This is a genomic window from Halomonas sp. 18071143, from assembly GCF_019211725.1.
Lineage (GTDB): Bacteria > Pseudomonadota > Gammaproteobacteria > Pseudomonadales > Halomonadaceae > Vreelandella > Vreelandella stevensii.
Window position 1 is genome coordinate 2,083,151 of the sequence record NZ_CP078120.1, and the last position, 18,628, is coordinate 2,101,778.

General features: G+C 56.0%; 19 protein-coding genes. 6 read left to right on the forward strand and 13 right to left on the reverse strand.

Going from position 1 to position 18,628, the window contains the following annotated elements; all coding sequences use genetic code 11:
- Window positions 1–78 precede the first annotated feature (78 nt).
- From KVY02_RS18555 to KVY02_RS09770, 7 genes are all read right to left on the reverse strand, one after another.
- Window positions 79–249 (reverse strand): histidine phosphatase family protein, encoded by a 171-nt coding sequence (locus tag KVY02_RS18555; protein WP_218313438.1) that lies wholly within the window; start codon window positions 247–249, stop codon window positions 79–81.
- 88 nt (window positions 250–337) lie between these two features.
- Entirely contained in the window at window positions 338–802 is a 465-nt protein-coding gene (locus KVY02_RS09745) for a GNAT family N-acetyltransferase (protein ID WP_218313439.1), read from the reverse strand.
- Window positions 803–886: 84 nt separating this feature from the next.
- Complete coding sequence (locus KVY02_RS09750; RefSeq protein WP_256357606.1) at window positions 887–1,624, reverse strand: endonuclease NucS domain-containing protein; 738 nt, start codon at window positions 1,622–1,624, stop codon at window positions 887–889.
- Window positions 1,625–1,748: 124 nt separating this feature from the next.
- Window positions 1,749–2,477: a hypothetical protein gene (locus tag KVY02_RS09755; RefSeq protein WP_218313441.1), complete on the reverse strand. Its 729-nt coding sequence runs from the start codon at window positions 2,475–2,477 to the stop codon at window positions 1,749–1,751.
- Window positions 2,478–2,503: 26 nt separating this feature from the next.
- Window positions 2,504–3,031: a hypothetical protein gene (locus KVY02_RS09760; protein WP_218313442.1), complete on the reverse strand. Its 528-nt coding sequence runs from the start codon at window positions 3,029–3,031 to the stop codon at window positions 2,504–2,506.
- A gap of 135 nt (window positions 3,032–3,166) precedes the next feature.
- Window positions 3,167–3,973, reverse strand: a complete 807-nt coding sequence (locus KVY02_RS09765) for a hypothetical protein (protein ID WP_256357483.1) — start codon at window positions 3,971–3,973, stop codon at window positions 3,167–3,169.
- 109 nt (window positions 3,974–4,082) lie between these two features.
- Complete coding sequence (locus KVY02_RS09770) at window positions 4,083–5,552, reverse strand: P-loop ATPase, Sll1717 family (RefSeq protein WP_371317423.1); 1,470 nt, start codon at window positions 5,550–5,552, stop codon at window positions 4,083–4,085.
- Window positions 5,553–6,252: 700 nt separating this feature from the next.
- On the opposite strand from KVY02_RS09770, the gene KVY02_RS09775 reads away from it, so the two are divergent.
- Window positions 6,253–7,569: a hypothetical protein gene (locus KVY02_RS09775; protein WP_218313445.1), complete on the forward strand. Its 1,317-nt coding sequence runs from the start codon at window positions 6,253–6,255 to the stop codon at window positions 7,567–7,569.
- 1 nt (window position 7,570) lies between these two features.
- On the opposite strand, the gene KVY02_RS09780 is transcribed toward KVY02_RS09775, so the two are convergent.
- A complete protein-coding gene (locus tag KVY02_RS09780) occupies window positions 7,571–8,089 on the reverse strand; it encodes a zinc ribbon-containing protein (RefSeq protein WP_039179834.1) in 519 nt (172 codons plus the stop codon).
- A gap of 163 nt (window positions 8,090–8,252) precedes the next feature.
- Between KVY02_RS09780 and leuS the strand changes: the two genes are divergently transcribed.
- From leuS to KVY02_RS09805, 5 genes are all read left to right on the forward strand, one after another.
- A complete protein-coding gene (leuS, locus tag KVY02_RS09785) occupies window positions 8,253–10,838 on the forward strand; it encodes a leucine--tRNA ligase (RefSeq protein ID WP_218313446.1) in 2,586 nt (861 codons plus the stop codon).
- A complete protein-coding gene (gene lptE, locus KVY02_RS09790; protein ID WP_081192937.1) occupies window positions 10,835–11,329 on the forward strand; it encodes an LPS assembly lipoprotein LptE in 495 nt (164 codons plus the stop codon). The genes leuS and lptE overlap by 4 nt, the downstream gene beginning before the upstream one ends.
- Entirely contained in the window at window positions 11,326–12,393 is a 1,068-nt protein-coding gene (gene holA, locus KVY02_RS09795) for a DNA polymerase III subunit delta (RefSeq protein WP_218313447.1), read from the forward strand. Before lptE ends, holA begins: the two co-directional genes overlap by 4 nt.
- A gap of 100 nt (window positions 12,394–12,493) precedes the next feature.
- On the forward strand, window positions 12,494–12,892 hold the full coding sequence (locus KVY02_RS09800; RefSeq protein WP_081138954.1) for a PA2779 family protein: 399 nt from the start codon (window positions 12,494–12,496) through the stop codon (window positions 12,890–12,892).
- Window positions 12,870–13,832 carry a PA2778 family cysteine peptidase gene (locus KVY02_RS09805; protein WP_081138953.1) on the forward strand — a complete coding sequence of 321 codons (963 nt, stop codon included), beginning with the start codon at window positions 12,870–12,872 and terminating at the stop codon, window positions 13,830–13,832. Before KVY02_RS09800 ends, KVY02_RS09805 begins: the two co-directional genes overlap by 23 nt.
- A gap of 343 nt (window positions 13,833–14,175) precedes the next feature.
- Here the strand turns inward: KVY02_RS09805 and sthA are convergent, their stop codons facing one another.
- From sthA to KVY02_RS09830, 5 genes are all read right to left on the reverse strand, one after another.
- Entirely contained in the window at window positions 14,176–15,567 is a 1,392-nt protein-coding gene (sthA, locus tag KVY02_RS09810) for a Si-specific NAD(P)(+) transhydrogenase (protein WP_016914076.1), read from the reverse strand.
- A gap of 33 nt (window positions 15,568–15,600) precedes the next feature.
- The gene (gene nqrM, locus KVY02_RS09815; RefSeq protein ID WP_081138950.1) at window positions 15,601–15,855 is read right to left on the reverse strand and encodes a (Na+)-NQR maturation NqrM; all 255 of its coding nucleotides are present in this window, start codon (window positions 15,853–15,855) and stop codon (window positions 15,601–15,603) included.
- A 181-nt stretch (window positions 15,856–16,036) separates the two neighbouring features.
- Window positions 16,037–17,269 (reverse strand): NADH:ubiquinone reductase (Na(+)-transporting) subunit F, encoded by a 1,233-nt coding sequence (nqrF, locus tag KVY02_RS09820; protein WP_218313448.1) that lies wholly within the window; start codon window positions 17,267–17,269, stop codon window positions 16,037–16,039.
- Window positions 17,270–17,339: 70 nt separating this feature from the next.
- Window positions 17,340–17,957, reverse strand: a complete 618-nt coding sequence (gene nqrE, locus KVY02_RS09825; RefSeq protein ID WP_039179812.1) for an NADH:ubiquinone reductase (Na(+)-transporting) subunit E — start codon at window positions 17,955–17,957, stop codon at window positions 17,340–17,342.
- A gap of 1 nt (window position 17,958) precedes the next feature.
- On the reverse strand, window positions 17,959–18,627 hold the full coding sequence (locus KVY02_RS09830; protein ID WP_081192929.1) for an NADH:ubiquinone reductase (Na(+)-transporting) subunit D: 669 nt from the start codon (window positions 18,625–18,627) through the stop codon (window positions 17,959–17,961).
- Window position 18,628 lies beyond the last annotated feature (1 nt).

Here is an 18,628-nt window from a genome sequence, read left to right on the forward strand (position 1 = left end):
ACTGCCCCTCAGCTAAACAAGGGTGAACCTCAATCTCTATTTTGGCAACCTCAGCAAAGGGTTGAATGGTTTGCAGGGCTATGGATAAGGAGAGCACAGAATGCGCTCGATCTCCAATTCCATGAGGCTTCCTGTAATGCTTTGTGCCTGATAATGACCATGCTGTGTGAGCGCGTCACGGCTTCCTGTTGCTAACGCAACATCACGGTTCGTTTCTGTTTCTGCGTGTCTCAAGAGGAATACATCCATACTTGATTCCTTTTAATGCCCGCAGCGCGCTTGATCTAGTAGTGGAGACCCAGACGCAACGAAAGGCCCGTCGCTATGCCTCCGCTGGTTAAGAGCCAATTTGCTTGCACATAACATCGACCGTGACTCCCTTATATTCGCATCTTTCCAGATGACGCCACCTGAGCTTCTCATAAAATTTCGAAGCAAACTCAGTGTAGAGGTACAAGGTATCAGCCTTGGAATGAGCTGCCTCAGCTTCGCACCGAGCAACCAATTCAGTTGCTATTCCGTGATGCCGAAAAGACTCTTTGACATAAACGGCAGCCAGCCAAGGGGACAAATCCGGTTTAGTGTCCATGTCGTTCTGTACCAGAGCAGCCGAACCCATAAGCTGACTCCCTGACACAGCAACAAAGATTGAGGGAATACCCTTTCGTCCTGCAGCCTTGGAGATTGCTTCGGCACGGCCTTCCAGAGTAAGCGAGGGGTTCAAGTGCTTCCACTCTGAATGGTGAAGCCCTGCCAGCTCTGCAATAAACTCTTTCTTGTCAGCCAAGGGGATGATTTGCATAGGCTTTGTCTCTTAGCGCCAATGTCCAGCGGCAGAGTTGGAGGCGTGCCAGGGCCAGAATGAACTGCAACTACTTGCTGAGCATCATGCCTTCAGACCGGAAATTGGCCTAATGGATACCTCTAGTTCGTACTCAGCTAAGGCTACGTCCGGCAACCCAGCGCAGGCCAAGCGCAGATCTTCACTGATATTTTTTGCGACGATCACACCTCTGACCTTCTGCCCTTCATCTGCTTGGTTCATCTTGATCCAGTTCATGTATCTGAGAAGCTGGCCAACAACTCGATCATAGCCCTTCGATACTTTCAGCTCGATGACGACGTAATCTCCAGATGTATCAACCGCAAGCAGATCAATGAATCGACCACCCACAGGAAATTCGACGCCGGTGATACCCTCATCAGTGTACAAAGTGAGGCCTGGTTCAAGAAGGTACAGATTCCTCGCCAAGAAATCTCGAAGGTCATGTTCGTAGGCGAACTCGCCAGTTCCCTCTTCGGACGATTGAATTGGCTCCTCTGGAACTGGGGTAGCCTCGGAGATTGGCGTGGGGTCATGGCCTGGTTCGTATAGACGAAACGTACTGCTGTCGATCTTGAAGAAATGATCATCCGAACCGTCAGCTCGCACACTGTATTGCAGTCTCGTGGGAACATTGGTGGAGAGCCGCACCAAATGGGCAGCAACTGTTCCTTGCTTAATCTTTGGATAATGCTCGGAAAACCACTGAACCACTTGTTCCCGGGTGAAAGTATCGCCAGGAGATATCCCTAACGCCGGAATCATTTCCTGCATCAGAATTCGAACTGGCTTGTCATACATCGCTGGCACGATGTGTCCTCCTGTAATGCCCAACGCCGCCAACACGCTTAGCTTTGAAGTCAAGGCGAGGCCACAGCGGAAAAGACGTCACCGTGCCTGGCCTTGTTAGGCTGTATTAATTGCCTCATGCGGAAGACTTGCTATGAAGCTCCACTAATGTTCTTCCAAATTCCGGATTGAATTTTTTTGCCTCTGACAGTTCAACCGCAGGAATTTTCAATTTTCTTTGGTGCTTTTTACCCCGTATATCTGTCACGGATATTTTCAAAAGCACCTCTTTATTGTGAGATTTTGGAAAGCATCCACCCCAGCTATCTCTCTGTTCAAAATAAACCACACCACTTGAAGAGCGCCCAGGCTCCAAGAATGTTTCCGCTTGCCCCCCTGAAATGCCACTTTTTTGCAGCAAAAATGGGTAGAACTTAATATTATCGCCAATCTGAACTTGGAAATCAGACAAAGCAACCGTTGGATTTTTAAGCCAGTGCCAACCTATGGCGTACTTCAGCCACAACCGACTTATTGGTTTGATATTCCAATGATACCCAATAGAGACTTGCTCTATCATTGATGCTGCTGTACCAATGTTTGCAATGCGAAGATAAACTGCAATTCCCGTTCTATGCACTTCGTAGTTGTTATGCGTGGCCCCAGTAGCGTAAGTACAGCTAAAGGTGGGACCTGGAAGTGTCGATATTTTAAATTTTGGCCTTCTTCTAAGGGCGCCAAATATTCCTGAGGCCCAACCTAGGACAAGCGTTGAAATGAAGATACTGCCACTTACCACCCCTTGGTTACTATTCATCCAGTAACCAACAGGCCGCGCCAATTCAATTAAGTCACTCAATGTCATCAATCGGCACCCTCCTGCCTAACGCCTCAATCAGCCGACGCGTTAGCGGTCGGCTGCATTGATTTGCTAGGCCGCCTAGCTCTTAAATTTTCTTCATCTGGCAATATATCCATTATTCTTTTGAGGTCATGATAGCCAAGCTTATCTTCGACAACTATATCTTCCAGAGACTTAAGCAGAGACTCAACCCTATCTTTACGCTTTGCTTCTCGCCACTCTCGGAGGTCTTCTTTGATCTCTTCCAAGCTTGCTTCAACTTTAATCTCTATCATTCGAGCTCGGGAGTTCAATGACCCTATAAGAGCTTTTACTGTTGGGTAGAGTATTGAAAAAACAATGGCTACCATCAGCGGCACTCCCAACCCCCAAAAGAACCCAGAGAATTCCGAGGAGACCTCTTGCACCAAAGGCCTACCCGTGGTTTGCGAGGTGAAAAGCACTACTATTGGCTTCCAGTTACACGCTATCAACGCAATGGTATATGAACCAAGAAGAGGACTCTGAGTTCGTTCCCTGATATTCCCTGATAATGAGCTAACAAATTCTTTAATCAAAATCTCTCCTTACGGGCGCAGTACGAAATGCCTAACGCCCGGCTAACCGTGCAAATGCTTGATGGCGGCTTTTTTTGCTTTTCTTTGCAAAAAAATGACAGCGAATATTTGTCACGTTGAGCCGTTTTTTAAAGGTCATTCTTCTTCTGGGTCGAATGTGTATTCAGGATAGTATTGCAATACTTTATACATTTTCGGTACACCCCTAACGGTTTCAACCTCAACATCTACAACATACGCCAACTCATGCCATTGTTTTTTAAAGCGTTCAGGTGGGTGAAGCATGGCATCTTTCACCGCATTATTTTCAAATATAACCTTCATGCTTTTCTTTGAAAGGTCATCAATAATAGCTCTATTACCTGTTTCAGAGTGAGCGTCAAACTTTGCCTGATACCAGTACATAACCTTACGTCTATGCACGTGATCTTCAGGGGAATCTAGCTGCTCAACCTTTCGGCTAATTTCGTTTTGTATAGCATTGGCTTCTGTGGAGTTAATTGTAAAATTATTGATGACCGTTCCGCCATCAGAAACATTGATATTCATTTGAGAGCCGTGGTCTTTTGCTACTGGCTCAACAAATTTATTCCACTCAAGAAGGTCTTGCTTTGTCACTTCCTTTGGAGGAGAGTCAATTTTACCTAAAAGCCAGTTACATACGCCTTGAACTACACCGGACCATTGCGATAGGGTTCCACCTTCCCAAAGTAAGGGAACAATCGGTGCCGCTTGTGAAACTAGCTCAATGACGATTGACCCTTTTCTAACTTCTTTGATTAGAAGTTCCGATCCAATATCAGTTTCTCGGTCAGTTTCAGACTCGACGAACTTATGGAACTGATGATTGAATGACAGAAGCGATAGCGAAAGATCCTTTAGAGAAACTGGACTCTCGTTGCTTATTGTTATTTCCATCTTTTTGTCGAGATCAATTTCCAAGATATTGCTCATAGCTTACTTTGACCTTTAACACTTGCAGCATGCGCGTCCACGAAATGGAGCCTAAGTCGCAATGTAGTGGGCGTCGCCGTGCCTGCACTGGTTAGCCTTAACGAATGCCCAAAATCCCTCGGTATGAAGGATGGACTTCCCATACATAGTCAGCATAATCCATCGAAGGATCAGTCAAAAGTTCTGGCCTTTCATCATAGTCGACAAATCTAGGTGGGCTCCCTGGATTAGGAATTTCTCGCTGCAAGATGAAACCGACCCGATAGAGAAGATGAGCAATCTGAAGTGGTCTTATATAATCTTCACCATCGATATATCCAACAGAATCCTCACCAACTCTATCTACAAAACCGTTTTCTATTTTTAATAATAGGTCATCCGTTCTGTATCGCTTTTCCCCTCTCGTGAATGTCTCTATGAGCTTTTGAAGGTGCGAGAATTGATGAGAATGTTCTTTATATATGTCGTTAACTCTCAATCGCCCAAAATCACTCAATATATGATTTATTTCTTGAATGCCAACTCGCTTAACTTCGCGATCTGCTGCAGCTTCGGCAGAAAGCCTACATAATTGACTCATCCACCGAGGCCTTTTGGCACCCAAAATGCGAATAGGAGTAAATGGGGGGACACGACTCTGTGCCCATTTCAACCGATCCATGAAAACTAATGAAACTAAAAGCTCTCTATCTCTTGAGCTATCTACACTATATGAATCAAACAAGGTGCTTTTATGGTTTCGTTTTATGTAAGAAAGAATCTTTTTTGAGATGATTTTTTCAAGTTCAGTTCTTGTCCAACTTATATCAATTGTATACTGCTCGCATTTATCTAAATCCTCATTGTATCTAATCGTTGTCCAAACATCTGTCCGCACGCTGGCACGAATGAATAAACCATCAACGTCTCTTGTGAGTGACCGGCATGCCGAGAAAAAACTGGAAACTCTTGCCTTTTGTACTTCATCAGCGGAAAACGTCGAGTCGATATCATCGACCAAAAGCCATATTTTGATATTGCTATGAGTCGATGAGTATCGAGATAGAAGCGCACCTGCATCTCTTTCCGTATTTGTAGTCACCTCAATTGGCAGATGCTTACTCCTTATTCTTGAAATCAAGGAGCCAACCAGATTTTTCCCCCGGTAACCTGAGAGTTCCGATGCCTCAACAAGGGCCATTTGGTCATCGGTCCAAGCGAAACCAATCCTGTTTCCTAGCTCAAAGTTTATTCTGGCAGAAAGCGCTTTTTTCCATTCATTCTGAAGTAATAGGTGGTCCGTTGAATCGAAGTTTCCATAACTCAGAAGATCCGAGCCCGTAATGGATATAACAATATTATCCGGCTCATTATTCTTTACGTCGTATGCCATTTTGGAAAGTAAAGAGGATTTCCCCATTCCCTTCCTAGCCCTTACGATGGCGAACCTACGTGATTGAGAGAAAAACTTGTTAAACTTATTTTTCGTTATAAAATATGAAGATAGGATCGCTGGGTCCTCATCCTCCCCAGCTTCATTTCCAAACAGTTTCTCATCATATAAATCAATATCAACCCTTTCGTCCACGCTCAAATCCCCCCCCTTCTATTTCTTCCTTAGCAATAAATATTTACGGCTAACAGTGTGATTATATAGCCGACTACATAACCCTAATAACTGGGCGGTCAAAGCCATTGATATCATACAGCCAAAAAAAATACCTAAGCCATTGATTTTAAATAACTATCACCTCGAGCCAAGCTACATCATCCCTATTATCGTGCCCGCTCGTTTTGCCTGTTGACTCATACTCTATTCATAAAATTTGCTTAGGTCACCTATCTGGCGAAATTTTTTCGTGGTTTGGGTGGTTGTATCGGCACCGCGTTGCGGTGCTTCGCGGGTGCCTCGCTTTGCTCGTTACGCCGCGCTACGGGGTTGGTGGCGTTGTCGTTGTTGGTGGCGTTGTCGTTGTTGGTGGCGTTGTCGGTGTTGGAGGCGTTATCGTTGGGTTGGTGGCTTGATCGTCGCGCGCTGAAGCGTCCTCCCACATCTCTCATCAGACACGCCTGCCCTTTCCCCACACCGTCCAACTCTGACAACTGTGATCTCTCACATATGTCAGCTCGCACCGCTGTCATTCCTCACATCTGTTATCCCCCGAATCTGCCATCTCTCATATGGTGCATCCCCAGCATTTGCTGTCTCACCTCTCCCCCTCGCTCTTGCTGCTGGCCTTCTTTTGCAAAGCAGCTTAGCCTGCTAACTCAACCAGTAAGGGTGTGCGATGCAAGAGACGACGAGGCGGCAGCGGGTGGCGGGTGGGTTGTTGTTGCTGGGGCTGTTGGTGCAGGTGGTGGGCTTTACCGGGGCTTTTGCGGCGGCGCAGGGGGTGAGCTATCTGCTGTGGGCGGCGGTGGCGTTGCTGTGGCGGGATATTCCTCGGCGTTCGCGGCGTCAGGCGGGGGTGTTGAGCGCGCTGGGGGCTACGATGCTGGTGGTGGCGCACACGGTGTATGGGGCGGCGGTGAATTGGCCTGCCATGCTGCAGGGCAATGTGTTCGTGGCCACCATGCTGGTGGGGGTGAGCTTTATTTCCCTGATCGGCACCCAGGGCAACAAGCGTGCGCCGGGCAGGCGGTTGACGGGGGCGGCGGGCGTGCTGCGTACCTGGCTGGGGGTGCATTTTCTGGGCACCATTCTGAACCTTTCCACGGTGCTGATGGTGGGCGACCGGCTGGCCCGGCGCGGGCCGTTGACCACGCCGCAGCTGTTGGCGTTGAACCGGGGGTTGAGCAGCGCGGCGCTGTGGTCGCCATTTTTTGCCTCCATGGCGGTGGTCATCGCCCTGGCGCCAGAGGTGCAGTACGCGCAGATTGCCGTGGCGGGGTTTCCGTTGGCCATGCTGGCGGGGCTGTTTACCACCTGGGAGCTACGGCGGCGGTTCGATTTGCGCGAGGTGGATGGCTTTTCGCTGTCGCCGCGTAGCCTGTTCATGCCTGCGGGCATGGCGGCGCTGGTCATGCTGTTCCATTTTTGGCTGACGCCTGCGCTGAGCATCGTCAGCATCATTACCTTTCTGATTCCTGGCGTGGCGTTGCTGAGCAACCTGCCTGCGGGGCCGCGCTTTACCCTGCGCCGTTTGCGTCAGCACACCGTCACACGGTTACCGGCCATGCGCGGGGAGATTTCGCTGTTTCTGGCGGCGGGCTTGCTGACCGTCGGGCTTTCCACGCTGGTGGCCGCAGCGGCAGGCGATGCGTGGACGCTGTTTGCGCGGTTTGGTGCGCCCCAGGCCATGGCCAGCTTTGCAGCCATTGCCCTGAGCGCGCTGGTGGGGCTGCACCCGATCATTGGCGTATCGGTGCTGGCTTCAGTGCTCAACCTCAGCGGTGCGGAGCAAACCCTGTTTGCGTTCGTGGGGCTGAGCGCCTGGGCGGTGGGTACCAGCGTGGGGCCGCTTTCCGGTATCAACCTCTCGTTACAGGGGCGTTATGGGGTCAGCGGCTACCAGATGATGAAGAACAACCTGCCCTATGCGGCGCTCATGAGCCTGCTGTCGCTGGGCGCGATAGCAGGCTTGAGCGCCTGGTTGGGCCTGTAGCTCAGGTTTCGATGATCTTGTTGGGGAAGCGGTAGAAGTAGCGGTGGCCGCACTGGTGGCAGGGCTCCAGCCGGGCGACTTCGTTGAGCATCACTTGGGCGTCGCAGTGGGTGCAGGCCATCAGGCCCGGCGCGGCGATTTCGCCTTCGCAGTAGTCGGCACGGGCGGCTTCCAGGTCGTCTTCGAAGCGCTCCCGCTCGACGATGCTGCGGTCGGCAATGGAAAGCAGTGACTCTGCCACGCGGCGGGAAAGCCGGTCCAGGTCGATGCCCAGCCAGCTGGCTACCTGCTTGCCGGTATCGGCCATGTAGTAGCGCATGTCTTTCAGGTCGCGCTCTACCCAGGCGCGCAGCAGGGCCAGCTCGTCCTTGGTGTACTCTTCCAGTTCGGCTTCAAAGGCAACGGCGTCGTCCAAGTCCTTTTGCAGGTTTTCCCAGGTGAGTTCGTTGGCGCCATCCTGCATGCGTTCCAGCAGGCGCTCGTAGCCTTCGCGAAGGCGATGATCGTTATGTTTTTCCATGGGTCCTCTCCTTTTGTTGCCACAGGTGCGGCCTATCATCGGCTAGCCGTTCAAGGATACACCGGCATAGGATACAATCGACGTTACTTATCTGACAGTCGTCATCCACTATTCACTTTGCGCCCTTTTTTGGGCGAATGACCCCAAGGCCTTGAAAACACCGATGGACGCACACTACAGCCCCCGTGATATCGAACGTGATGCTCAGCAGTACTGGGAAAAGCACCAGTGCTTCAAAGCCGTAGAAGACGCCAACCGCGAGAAGTTCTACTGCCTATCCATGTTCCCCTACCCCAGCGGCAAGCTGCACATGGGCCACGTGCGTAATTACACTATCGGCGACGTTGTCTCACGTTTCCAGCGCATGCAGGGCAAAAATGTCATGCAGCCCATGGGGTGGGATGCCTTCGGCATGCCGGCGGAAAATGCCGCCATCCAGAATCAGGTGCCGCCCGCCAAGTGGACCTACCAGAACATCGATTACATGCGCAACCAGTTGAAGGCACTGGGGTTTGCCTACGACTGGAGCCGTGAATTCGCCACTTGCGATACCAGCTACTACCGCTGGGAGCAGTGGTTCTTCACCAAGCTGGTGGAGAAAGGGCTGGTCTACAAGAAGATGTCCACGGTGAACTGGGACCCGGTCGATCAGACCGTGCTGGCCAACGAGCAGGTCATCGACGGCTGCGGCTGGCGTTCCGGTGCGCCGGTTGAGCGCAAGGAGATCCCGCTGTGGTTCCTGAAGATCACCGACTACGCCGATGAGCTGCTGGCGGATCTGGACAACGTCGAGTGGCCCGAGCAGGTCAAGACCATGCAGCGCAACTGGATCGGCAAATCCCGTGGCGTCGAGCTGAGCTTCGAGATCAAAGCCGCCGATGGCAGCGCCTGCGAGCCGCTGGCGGTGTACACCACCCGCCCGGACACGCTGATGGGCGTGACCTACGTGGCCGTGGCCGCTGGCCATCCGCTGGCCAAGCAGGCCGCCGAGCAGAGCAGCGAGATGGCTGCGTTCTGTGAAGAGTGCGCCAAGGGCGGCACTTCCGAGGCGGAGATGGCCACCAAGGAGAAGCTGGGCATGGCCACCGGCCACAAGGCCATCCACCCGCTGAGCGGTGAAGAAGTGCCCGTGTTCGTGGCCAACTTCGTGCTCATGGAGTTCGGCACCGGCGCGGTGATGGCCGTTCCTGCCCACGACCAGCGCGACTGGGAGTTTGCCACCAAGTACGGCGTCGAGCTGAAGCCGGTGGTCGCCGACGAGCAGGGCAACACGCCGGATATCTCCGAAGGCGCTTACACCGAGCACGGCACGCTGATCAATTCAGGCGAGTTCGACGGCCTGGAGTTCCAGGCGGCGTTCGATGCCATTGCCGCCAAACTGGCCGAGCTGGGCCGTGGCGAGGTGAAAACCAACTACCGCCTGCGCGACTGGGGCATTGCCCGCCAACGCTACTGGGGCGCGCCGATTCCGGTGAAGTACGGCCCGGAAGGCCAGACCGTGCCGCTTTCCGATGATGAGCTGCCGGTGGCCCTGCCCATGGAAGTCACCGTGGATGCCTCCGGCTCGCCGCTGAAGAAGATGCCCGAGTTCTCCGAGCTGGGCGACGGCTGGGTGCGTGAAACCGACACCTTCGACACCTTCATGGAGTCTTCCTGGTACTTCGCCCGCTTCTGCTGTGCGGATAACCACGAGGCCATGCTGGACGAGCGCACCAACTACTGGCTGCCGGTGGATCTCTACATTGGCGGCATCGAGCACGCCATTCTGCACCTGCTCTACGCCCGCTTCTTCCACAAGCTGCTGCGCGATTTCGGCATGGTCGATTCCAACGAGCCGTTCCAGCAGCTGCTTACCCAGGGCATGGTGATCGCCGAAACCTTCTACCGCATCAAGGATAACGGCGGCAAGGAGTGGTTCAACCCTGCCGACGTGGAAGTGCAGCGCGACGAGAAAGGCCGCCCGCTGAGCGCCGTGCTGATGAGCGATGGCCAGCCGGTGGAGATGGGCGGCATCGAGAAGATGTCCAAGTCGAAGAACAACGGCGTCGATCCTCAGTCGATGATCGACAAGTTCGGGGCCGACACCGTGCGCCTGTTCATGATGTTTGCCGCCCCGCCCGAGCAGTCGCTGGAGTGGTCCGATTCCGGCGTGGAAGGCGCGCACCGCTTCCTGAAGCGGATCTGGCGTCAGGTTACCGAGCATCTGGCGGCGGGCACCCCCGGCTCCTTGAACGTGGATTCGCTGAGCGACGACCAGAAAGCGCTGCGTCGCAAGACCCACGAGACCATCAAGAAAGCCAGCGACGACATTGGCCGCCGCACCACCTTCAACACCGCCATTGCCGCCGTGATGGAGCTTTCCAACGCGGTTGCCAAGTTCGACGACAGCTCTGAGCTGGGCCTGGCGGTGAGCCGTGAAGCGCTGGAAGCCTGCGTACTGCTGCTGGCCCCGATCACCCCGCACCTGTGCCACACGCTGTGGCAGCAGCTGGGCCACACCCAGCCTGCCATCGAAGCGCCGTGGCCAGCGGTGGATGAAGCCGCCCTCACCCGCGACAGCATCGAGCTGGTAGTACAGGTGAACGGGAAACTGCGCGCTCGCCTGGAAGCCCCGGCCAGCGCCGACAAAGCCGCCATCGAGAAACTGGCGATGGAGAGCGACAACGTCCAGCGCCATCTGGAAGGCAAAACGGTCCGTAAAGTGATCGTGGTGCCGGGCAAGCTGGTCAACATCGTGGTGAGCGGATGAATCGACGTCACTTCCTGACCCTTGGCAGCGCCGCCTGTGCGGTGGCGCTGCTGGGCGGCTGCGGGTTCCGCCTGCGCGGCACCGACTCCATGCCCAACCTGCCGCCGCTGGCCCTGGAGGGGGATGCCAACAGCACCCTCGCCCAACAGCTGCGCACCCGCCTGCAGCAGCTGGGCAGCGAGGTGGAAAACGGCGCGCCCTGGCGCGTCACTCTGGGCACCCCTTCCCTTCAGGAGCGGCGCATCGGGACCGATGGCCGTGCCAGCCGTGAGCATGAGCTGACGCTGAGCACGTCGCTGTCGGTGCAGCAGCGGGAAACCAATGCCTACGCCCTGAACAACGCCACGCTGAGTACCAGCACGCGGATTCGCGTCAGCGATGACGACCTGCTGAACCGCGAGACGCTGTTCCAGGAAGCCGAGCAGACCCTGACTCGCCAGCTGGCCCAGCGCATCGTCGAGCGGTTGGCCAACCTCGAGGCGCTGCGGTGAAGGTATTTGCCGACCAGCTGCCTGCGGCCCTGGCCAAGAAGCTGCCCAAGGCGGTGATCGTGGCGGGAGACGAGCCGTTGCAGCACCGCGATGCCTGCGATGCGGTACGTGCAGCGGCGCGCCAGGCCGGTATCGAAGAGCGCGAAGTGCTCGATGTGGAGCCCAACTTTGCCTGGGGGCGGCTGCTGGAAACGGCCAGCAACCTCTCGCTGTTCGCATCCAACAAGTTGCTGGAGCTGCGCCTGGGCAGCCACAAACTAGGGCAGGATGGCAGCAAGGCGCTGGCCCAGTACGCCGAACTGATGGACGGCAGCGATGACCTGCTGTTGATCAGCATGGGCAAGGTCGATGCCAAGCAGCAGAAGTCAGCCTGGTTCAAGGCGCTGGACAAGCACGGCCTGTTCGTGCCGGTCTGGCCGGTTGATGCCTCGCGGCTGGGCTACTGGCTGCGTGACCGGGCGGCCCTGCATGGCCTGCAGCTCGACCTGGATGCCGCCAGGCTGCTGGGCGAACGTACCGAAGGCAACCTGCTGGCCGCCGACCAGGAGCTACAGAAACTGGCGCTGATGCACCCGACCCAGGCCCGCCTGGGGGTCGAAAGCATCGCCCAAGGCGTGGAAGACAGCTCGCGTTTCGATGTCTTCAACCTGGCGGATGCCTGCCTGAAGGGGGAGCCCAGCCGCGCCTCGCGCATCGTCAACGGCCTGAAAAGCGAAGGCGTGGAAGCGCCTATCGTGCTGTGGGCACTGACCCGCGAGCTGCGCACCTTGCTCTCGCTGCATCAGCATCTGGATCAAGGGCAGAGCTTCGAGCACGCCTGCAAAAGCCAGAAGCCGATGATTTTCGATAAGCGCCGCCCGGCGTACCAGAAAGCCATCCAGCGGCTGCCCATGAAGCGGCTGCACAAGCTGTTGCTGATGGCCCAGCGGCTCGACCTGGCCGTGAAAGGCGCCTCGCCGGTGCCGCTTTGGGCGGGGCTTCACGATCTGGCCATGAGCATGGCAGGTGCCCGGGGCATTCTCTCGGAAACCCCCTGGACCTACCGGATTAGTGCAAATAATTAGCACTTTGCCATTTTGCCTTAAATCTCATGATGTTTGTTTCTATACTATTGATTCAAGCGCTAAAAACGCTTGCTCCCCGACCAGTCTAAGGAAGAAGACGATGAAAACAGTGCGTGCTTACCTCGCGACCCTTTTGATTGCTGCGTTAGTGCTGGCCAGCCTGCCCGTCGTGGCGGCCCCCACCGCCCCTCAAGGTATGGATCTGGTATCGACGCAGTCTGTTTTAGCAGGCGACCGTGCCGGTGCGGACCGCGAGCGCATCAATGAAATCCTCGCCCGTGCCGATGTGCAGGATCAACTGCTAAAGCAGGGTGTGAACCCCGCCGATGTGGAAGCCCGTGTGGCGGCGCTGAGTGATGCAGAAGCCCAACAGATGGCCAAACAGCTGGAAGAACTGCCGGCCGGTGCGGGCGTGATCGGAGCCCTGTTTGCGGTCTTCATCATTCTGCTGATCACCGACATTCTCGGGTTGACCGATGTCTATCCGTTTACCCGCTAAGCGCCTCGGCCTGCTCCACCGCTTGTTCAACGCCCGCACTGCGGGCGTTTTAGCGTTGGTCGTGCTGCTTGGTGGTTGTGCCCGCGCCCCCGTGCTGCTGGAAAGCACCCAGCGCGACCTGCCGCCGCAAACCGAGCTGCAAGACGTGCCGTTCTTCGCCCAGACCGAATACCAGTGTGGCCCCGCCACTCTGGCCATGGTGTTGACCCATGAAGGGGTGGACACCAGCGTCGATGAGCTGATCCCCCAGGTGTTCATTCCGGGGCGGGATGGCAGCGTGCAACCGGAAATGCTGGCCACGGTGCGTCGCCAGGAACGGCTGGCGATCCCCATTCGCGCCACCATGGATGCCCTTCTGGGCCACCTGGCGGCGGGTGATCCGGTAGTGGTCATGCAGAACCTGGCGCTGCCCGCCTTCCCCATGTGGCACTACGCGGTAGCCATTGGCTACGACCTGCCCGATGAAACGCTGTTGCTGCGTAGCGGCGAGATCGAGCGCCACCGCCTGTCGTTCAGCCGCTTCGATGCCACCTGGGCGCGCAGCCAGCGCTGGGGGTTCGTGGTCAGCCAGCCGGGCACGCTGCCCGAAGGTGTCACGGCGCGCAATGCGTTAGAGGCCATTAGCGCCTTTGAAGAGCAGCACGGATCAGAGAAAACGCTGAGCAGTTGGCAAGCATTCAGTGAACGCTTCCCGCAAAACCCTACAGGGCAATTTGCGCTGGGCAATGCGCTGTATGCCGATGGCCAGCCCGAAGCCGCCCTGGCCGCCTTCGAGACGGCCACGAGCCTCGACCCGGAGATGGGTGCTGCGTGGCTCAACCTGGCCATCCTGCAGTTTCAGCAAGCGCGCCTTGCAGACGCCAGAGCATCGCTTACCCAAGCCGCTTCCCTTGAAGGCGAATGGCAGCCCCGGGCTAGACAGCTTTTGGAAACGCTATAGCGTCGCCCTGAAGAGCCGTGAGAGGAAGCTTCAACTCGCGACGGTGCTGAAATGCACTCGTGGGAGGGAGCTTCAGCTCGCGGCAGTGGCTTGACCAGGGCGCCTGACGGCGCCATTCGCCCGCTGAAGCGGCCTCCCACAGAAGCGTGAAGCCTGAAATGCACTCGTGGGAGGGAGCTTCAGCTCGCGACGGTGAAGCCTGAAACGCACCCGTGGGAGGGAGCTTCAGCTCGCGATGGGGGCCTGGCCGAGGCGTCTGACGACGCCATTCGCCCGCTAAAGCGGCCTCCCACCTAAGCTGATCGGTGGGGCCACCCTTTTCAGAAAGGCCCGTCCTGACCGCTTAGAACACCCGGTTCAGACCATTTTGCGCCGCCACTCGGTAGGCTTCTGCCATGGTGGGGTAATTGAAGGTGGTGTTGACGAAGTACTTGAGCGTATTGGCCTTGCCCTCCTGCTGCATGATGGCCATGCCGATGTGCAGGATCTCCGATGCCTGGTCGCCAAAGCAGTGGATGCCGAGAATTTCCAGGGTGTCCTGGTGGAACAGGATCTTCAGCATGCCGACCGTATCGCCGGTGATCTGGGCACGGGCGGTATCCTTGAAAAACGCCTTGCCGACTTCGTAAGGCACTTTCGCTTCGGTCAGCTCGCGCTCGTTGGGGCCAAAGGAGCTGATTTCGGGAATGGTATAGATACCGGTCGGCACGTCGCTGACGAAACGGTACTCCTTCTCCAGCAGCTCGTTGCACGAGTTGAGCCCCTGATCGTAGGCGGCACTGGCCAGACTTGGCCAACCAATCACGTCGCCAGCGGCATAGATATGCGGAATCCCCGTGCGGTAGTGTTCATCCACGCTCAGCTGGCCGCGGCCATTGGCCTCCAGGCCGATGTTCTCGAGCCCCAGGCTGTCGGTGTTGCCGGTGCGGCCGTTGGCCCACAGGAAGGCATCGGCGCGGATTTTCTTGCCGGATTTGAGGCGCACCACTACGCCGGCTTCGTCGCCTTCGACACTGGCGTACTCTTCGTTGTGACGAATCAGCACGCCGTGCTTGCGCAGATGATACGACAGCGCATCGCTGATCTCGTCGTCCAGGAACGATAGCAGGCTATCGCGGTTGTTGATCAAGTCCACCTTGACGCCCAGGCCGGAAAAGATCGAGGCGTATTCACAGCCGATGACCCCGGCACCAAAAATCACCAGGGTGCGCGGCGTATGCGACAGGCTGAGAATGGTATCCGAGCAGTAGATGCGCGGGTGGCGGAAGTTGATGTCTGCCGGGCGGTAAGGCCGGGAGCCCGTGGCAATGACGATCTTCTTGGCCACCAGCTCTTCCATGCCTTCCTGGCGGTCACGCACCACCACGGTGTGTTCGTCCTTGAAGCGGGCAACTCCATGGAACAGGTCGATGCGGTTACGCGCATAGAAGGTGGTGCGCATTTCGACCTGTTTGTCGATGGTGCCGCGAGAGCGCTCCATCACTTTGGGAAACGAGAACCAGCGGGGTTCACCGATGTCGCGGAACATGCGGTTGGTGTTGAAGGCCATGATCTGCTTGACCTGATGGCGCAACGCCTTGGAAGGAATCGTGCCCCAGTGGGTACAGTTACCCCCTACCTGCGCTTGCTTTTCGATGATGGCCACGCGCATGCCATGCTTGGCTGCGTTGATGGCAGCGCTCTCGCCCGCCGGGCCAGTACCGATGACCACGACATCATAATTATGAACCGCCATAGGGTTTCGTTCTCCTTGAAAATAAACGGGAGCTTAGCGACGCGTGGCATCGTAACCCAGGTCGGCACCGCGGCTTTCGTCGCTGCGACGGCGCGCACTGCTACGCTTGCGGTTCTCTTCCTCGCATACTTCGTCCTTGCCGCCGCAGATATCACAGCCGTCCTTCAAACCGAGCTGGTTGAGCCCGCCACAGGAGCCTGCAATGGGCTTGCGTCCCATCAATACGCCCACCGCCATTGCGGTCATTACCAGCGCCATGAAGCCAAATACCAGTAGCCAGATTGCCATGATGTTCTCCCAGCAGTGTTGCTAGTATCGTTGAATGATCACACCTGCCGACCACGGTTGGGCCAATAAGTGCCTTGAAAGTTGGCCCTATTGTACCTCAGCCAACACAAAATGATCAGGCATAAACGCCAACGGGGCTGACCCGAAGGTCAGCCCCGTTGTGGAGCGCGTCTGCGCTACCTTAGCCGCCGAAGTCATCCAGCAGGATGTTTTCCGGCTCGACTCCCATATCAAGCAGCAGCTTGATGACGGAAGCGTTCATCATGGGCGGCCCACACATGTAGTACTCGCAATCTTCAGGCGCCGGGTGGTCCTTCAGATAGTTTTCGTACAGCACGTTGTGGATGAAGCCCGTCGGGCCTTCCCAGCTGTCTTCCGGCTGCGGATCGGACAGCGCCAGATGCCACTTGAAGTTCGGGAACTCTTCGGCCAACTGGTCGTACTCTTCGTTGTAGAAGGTCTCGCGCCAGGAGCGCGCACCGTACCAGAACGAAATCTTGCGGTCCGACTTCAGTCGCTTGAGCTGGTCGAAGATATGGCTACGCATCGGGGCCATACCGGCACCACCACCGATGAAGACCATTTCCGCGTCGGTGTCCTTGGCGAAGAACTCACCAAACGGACCCATGACCGTTACCTTGTCACCCGGCTTCAGGTTGAAGACGTAGGTAGACATCAGGCCAGGCGGATGGCTGCTGCCCGGAGGCGGCGTGGCGATACGGATGTTGAACTTGAGGAGGCCTTTCTCTTCCGGATAGTTCGCCATGGAGTAGGCGCGGATGACTTCCTCGTTGTTCTTGTGGGTAATATCGAACAGGCCGAATTTTTCCCAGTCGCCACGATACTCTTCTTCGATGTCGAAATCGGAGAACTTGATATCGTAAGGCGGTGCCACCAGCTGCACGTAACCACCCGCACGGAAGGCCACTTCTTCACCTTCGGGCAGCTTCAGGTTCAGCTCCTTGATGAAGGTCGCCACGTTGGGGTTGGCGGTGACTTCGGTTTCCCACTTCTTCACGCCGAAGACTTCTTCCGGCACTTCCACTTTCATGTCCTGCTTCACAGGTACCTGACAGGAAAGACGCCAGCCCTCTTTCTTCTCACGCATGGTGAAGTGAGATTCTTCGGTGGGCAGGATCGAGCCGCCGCCCTCTTCCACTCGGCATTTACACTGGGCGCAAGAACCGCCGCCACCACAGGCAGACGACAGGAAGATGCCGTTGGCCGCCAGGGTGTTCAGCAGCTTGCCGCCAGCCTGGGTTCTCAGGGTGTGCTCGGGGTCGCCGTTGACTTCGATCGTCACGTCCCCGCTACTCACTAGCTTGCTTCGCGCTGCCAGAATGATCGCCGTCAAGCTGATGACGATGATCGTGAACATGACAACACCGAGCAAGATGACAGATGTATCAACCATGTCGGTTTCCTATTGCTGAAGGTTTTCTATACCTCGGCAGCCCAGGGGCTGCCGAGAAAACCGGCTCCGATTACAGCTGGATGCCCGAGAAGGACATGAAGCCCAGTGACATCAAGCCAACGGTGATGAACGTGATGCCCAGACCCTGCAGGCCGCCAGGCACGTCGCTATACTTCAGCTTCTCGCGGATACCGGCCAGCGCGGTAATGGCCAGCGCCCAGCCTACTCCCGAACCGAAGCCGTACATGACGGATTCGCCGAAGTTGTAGTTACGCTCCACCATGAACAGTACGCCACCAAGAATGGCGCAGTTTACGGTGATCAGCGGCAGGAATACGCCCAGCGCGTTGTACAGCGCAGGTACGTATTTATCCAGGAACATCTCCAGGATCTGCACCAGCGCAGCAATAACACCGATGTAGCTCAGCAGGCCAAGGAACGAGAGATCGATGTTCTCTGCACCGCTGATACCCGTCCAGGTCAGTGCGCCCTCTGCCAGCAGCAGGTTGAATACCAGGTTGTTCACCGGTACGGCAATGGTCAGTACCACGATGACCGCGATGCCCAGACCGAATGCCGCCGAGACCTTCTTGGAAACCGCCAGGAAGGTACACATACCGAGGAAGAAAGCCAGCGCCAGGTTCTCGACGAAAACCGAAGCAACGAAAAGGCTTAGATAGTGTTCCATGTTACACAGCCTCCTTCGGCTTGGTGTTGTGCTTCATCTTGAACTCGTTCTCTTCTACCTGCTCGGGGTTGTAGGCACGAATTGCCCAGATCAACAGACCGATGATGAAGAAGGCAGACGGCGGCAACAGCAGCAGACCGTTCGGCACGTACCAGCCGCCGTTTTGCACGGTGGGCAGTACGGTGAAGCCAAAGATGCTGCCCGCACCCAGCAGTTCACGGAAGAAGCCAACGACCATCAGAACGAAACCGTAGCCCAGGCCGTTACCGATACCGTCCAGGAAGGACATGCCGGGAGAGTTGGTCATGGCAAAACCTTCTGCACGTCCCATGACGATACAGTTGGTGATGATCAGACCGACGAAGACCGACAGCTGCTTGGACATTTCGTAGGCGTAGGCTTTCAGAATCTGATCGACCACGATAACCAACGAGGCGATGATCGTCATCTGAACGATGATACGGATCGAGGACGGAATGTGGTTCCGAATCAACGATACGAACAGGTTCGAGAAAGCCGTTACGAAGATTACCGCCAGGGCCATGACCAGCGATACGCTCATGCTGGTGGTCACCGCCAGCGCAGAACAGATACCGAGGATCTGCAGGGCAATCGGGTTATTCTTGAAGATCGGCGCCGTCAAGACGCTTTTTGCATTTACGTCCGCCATG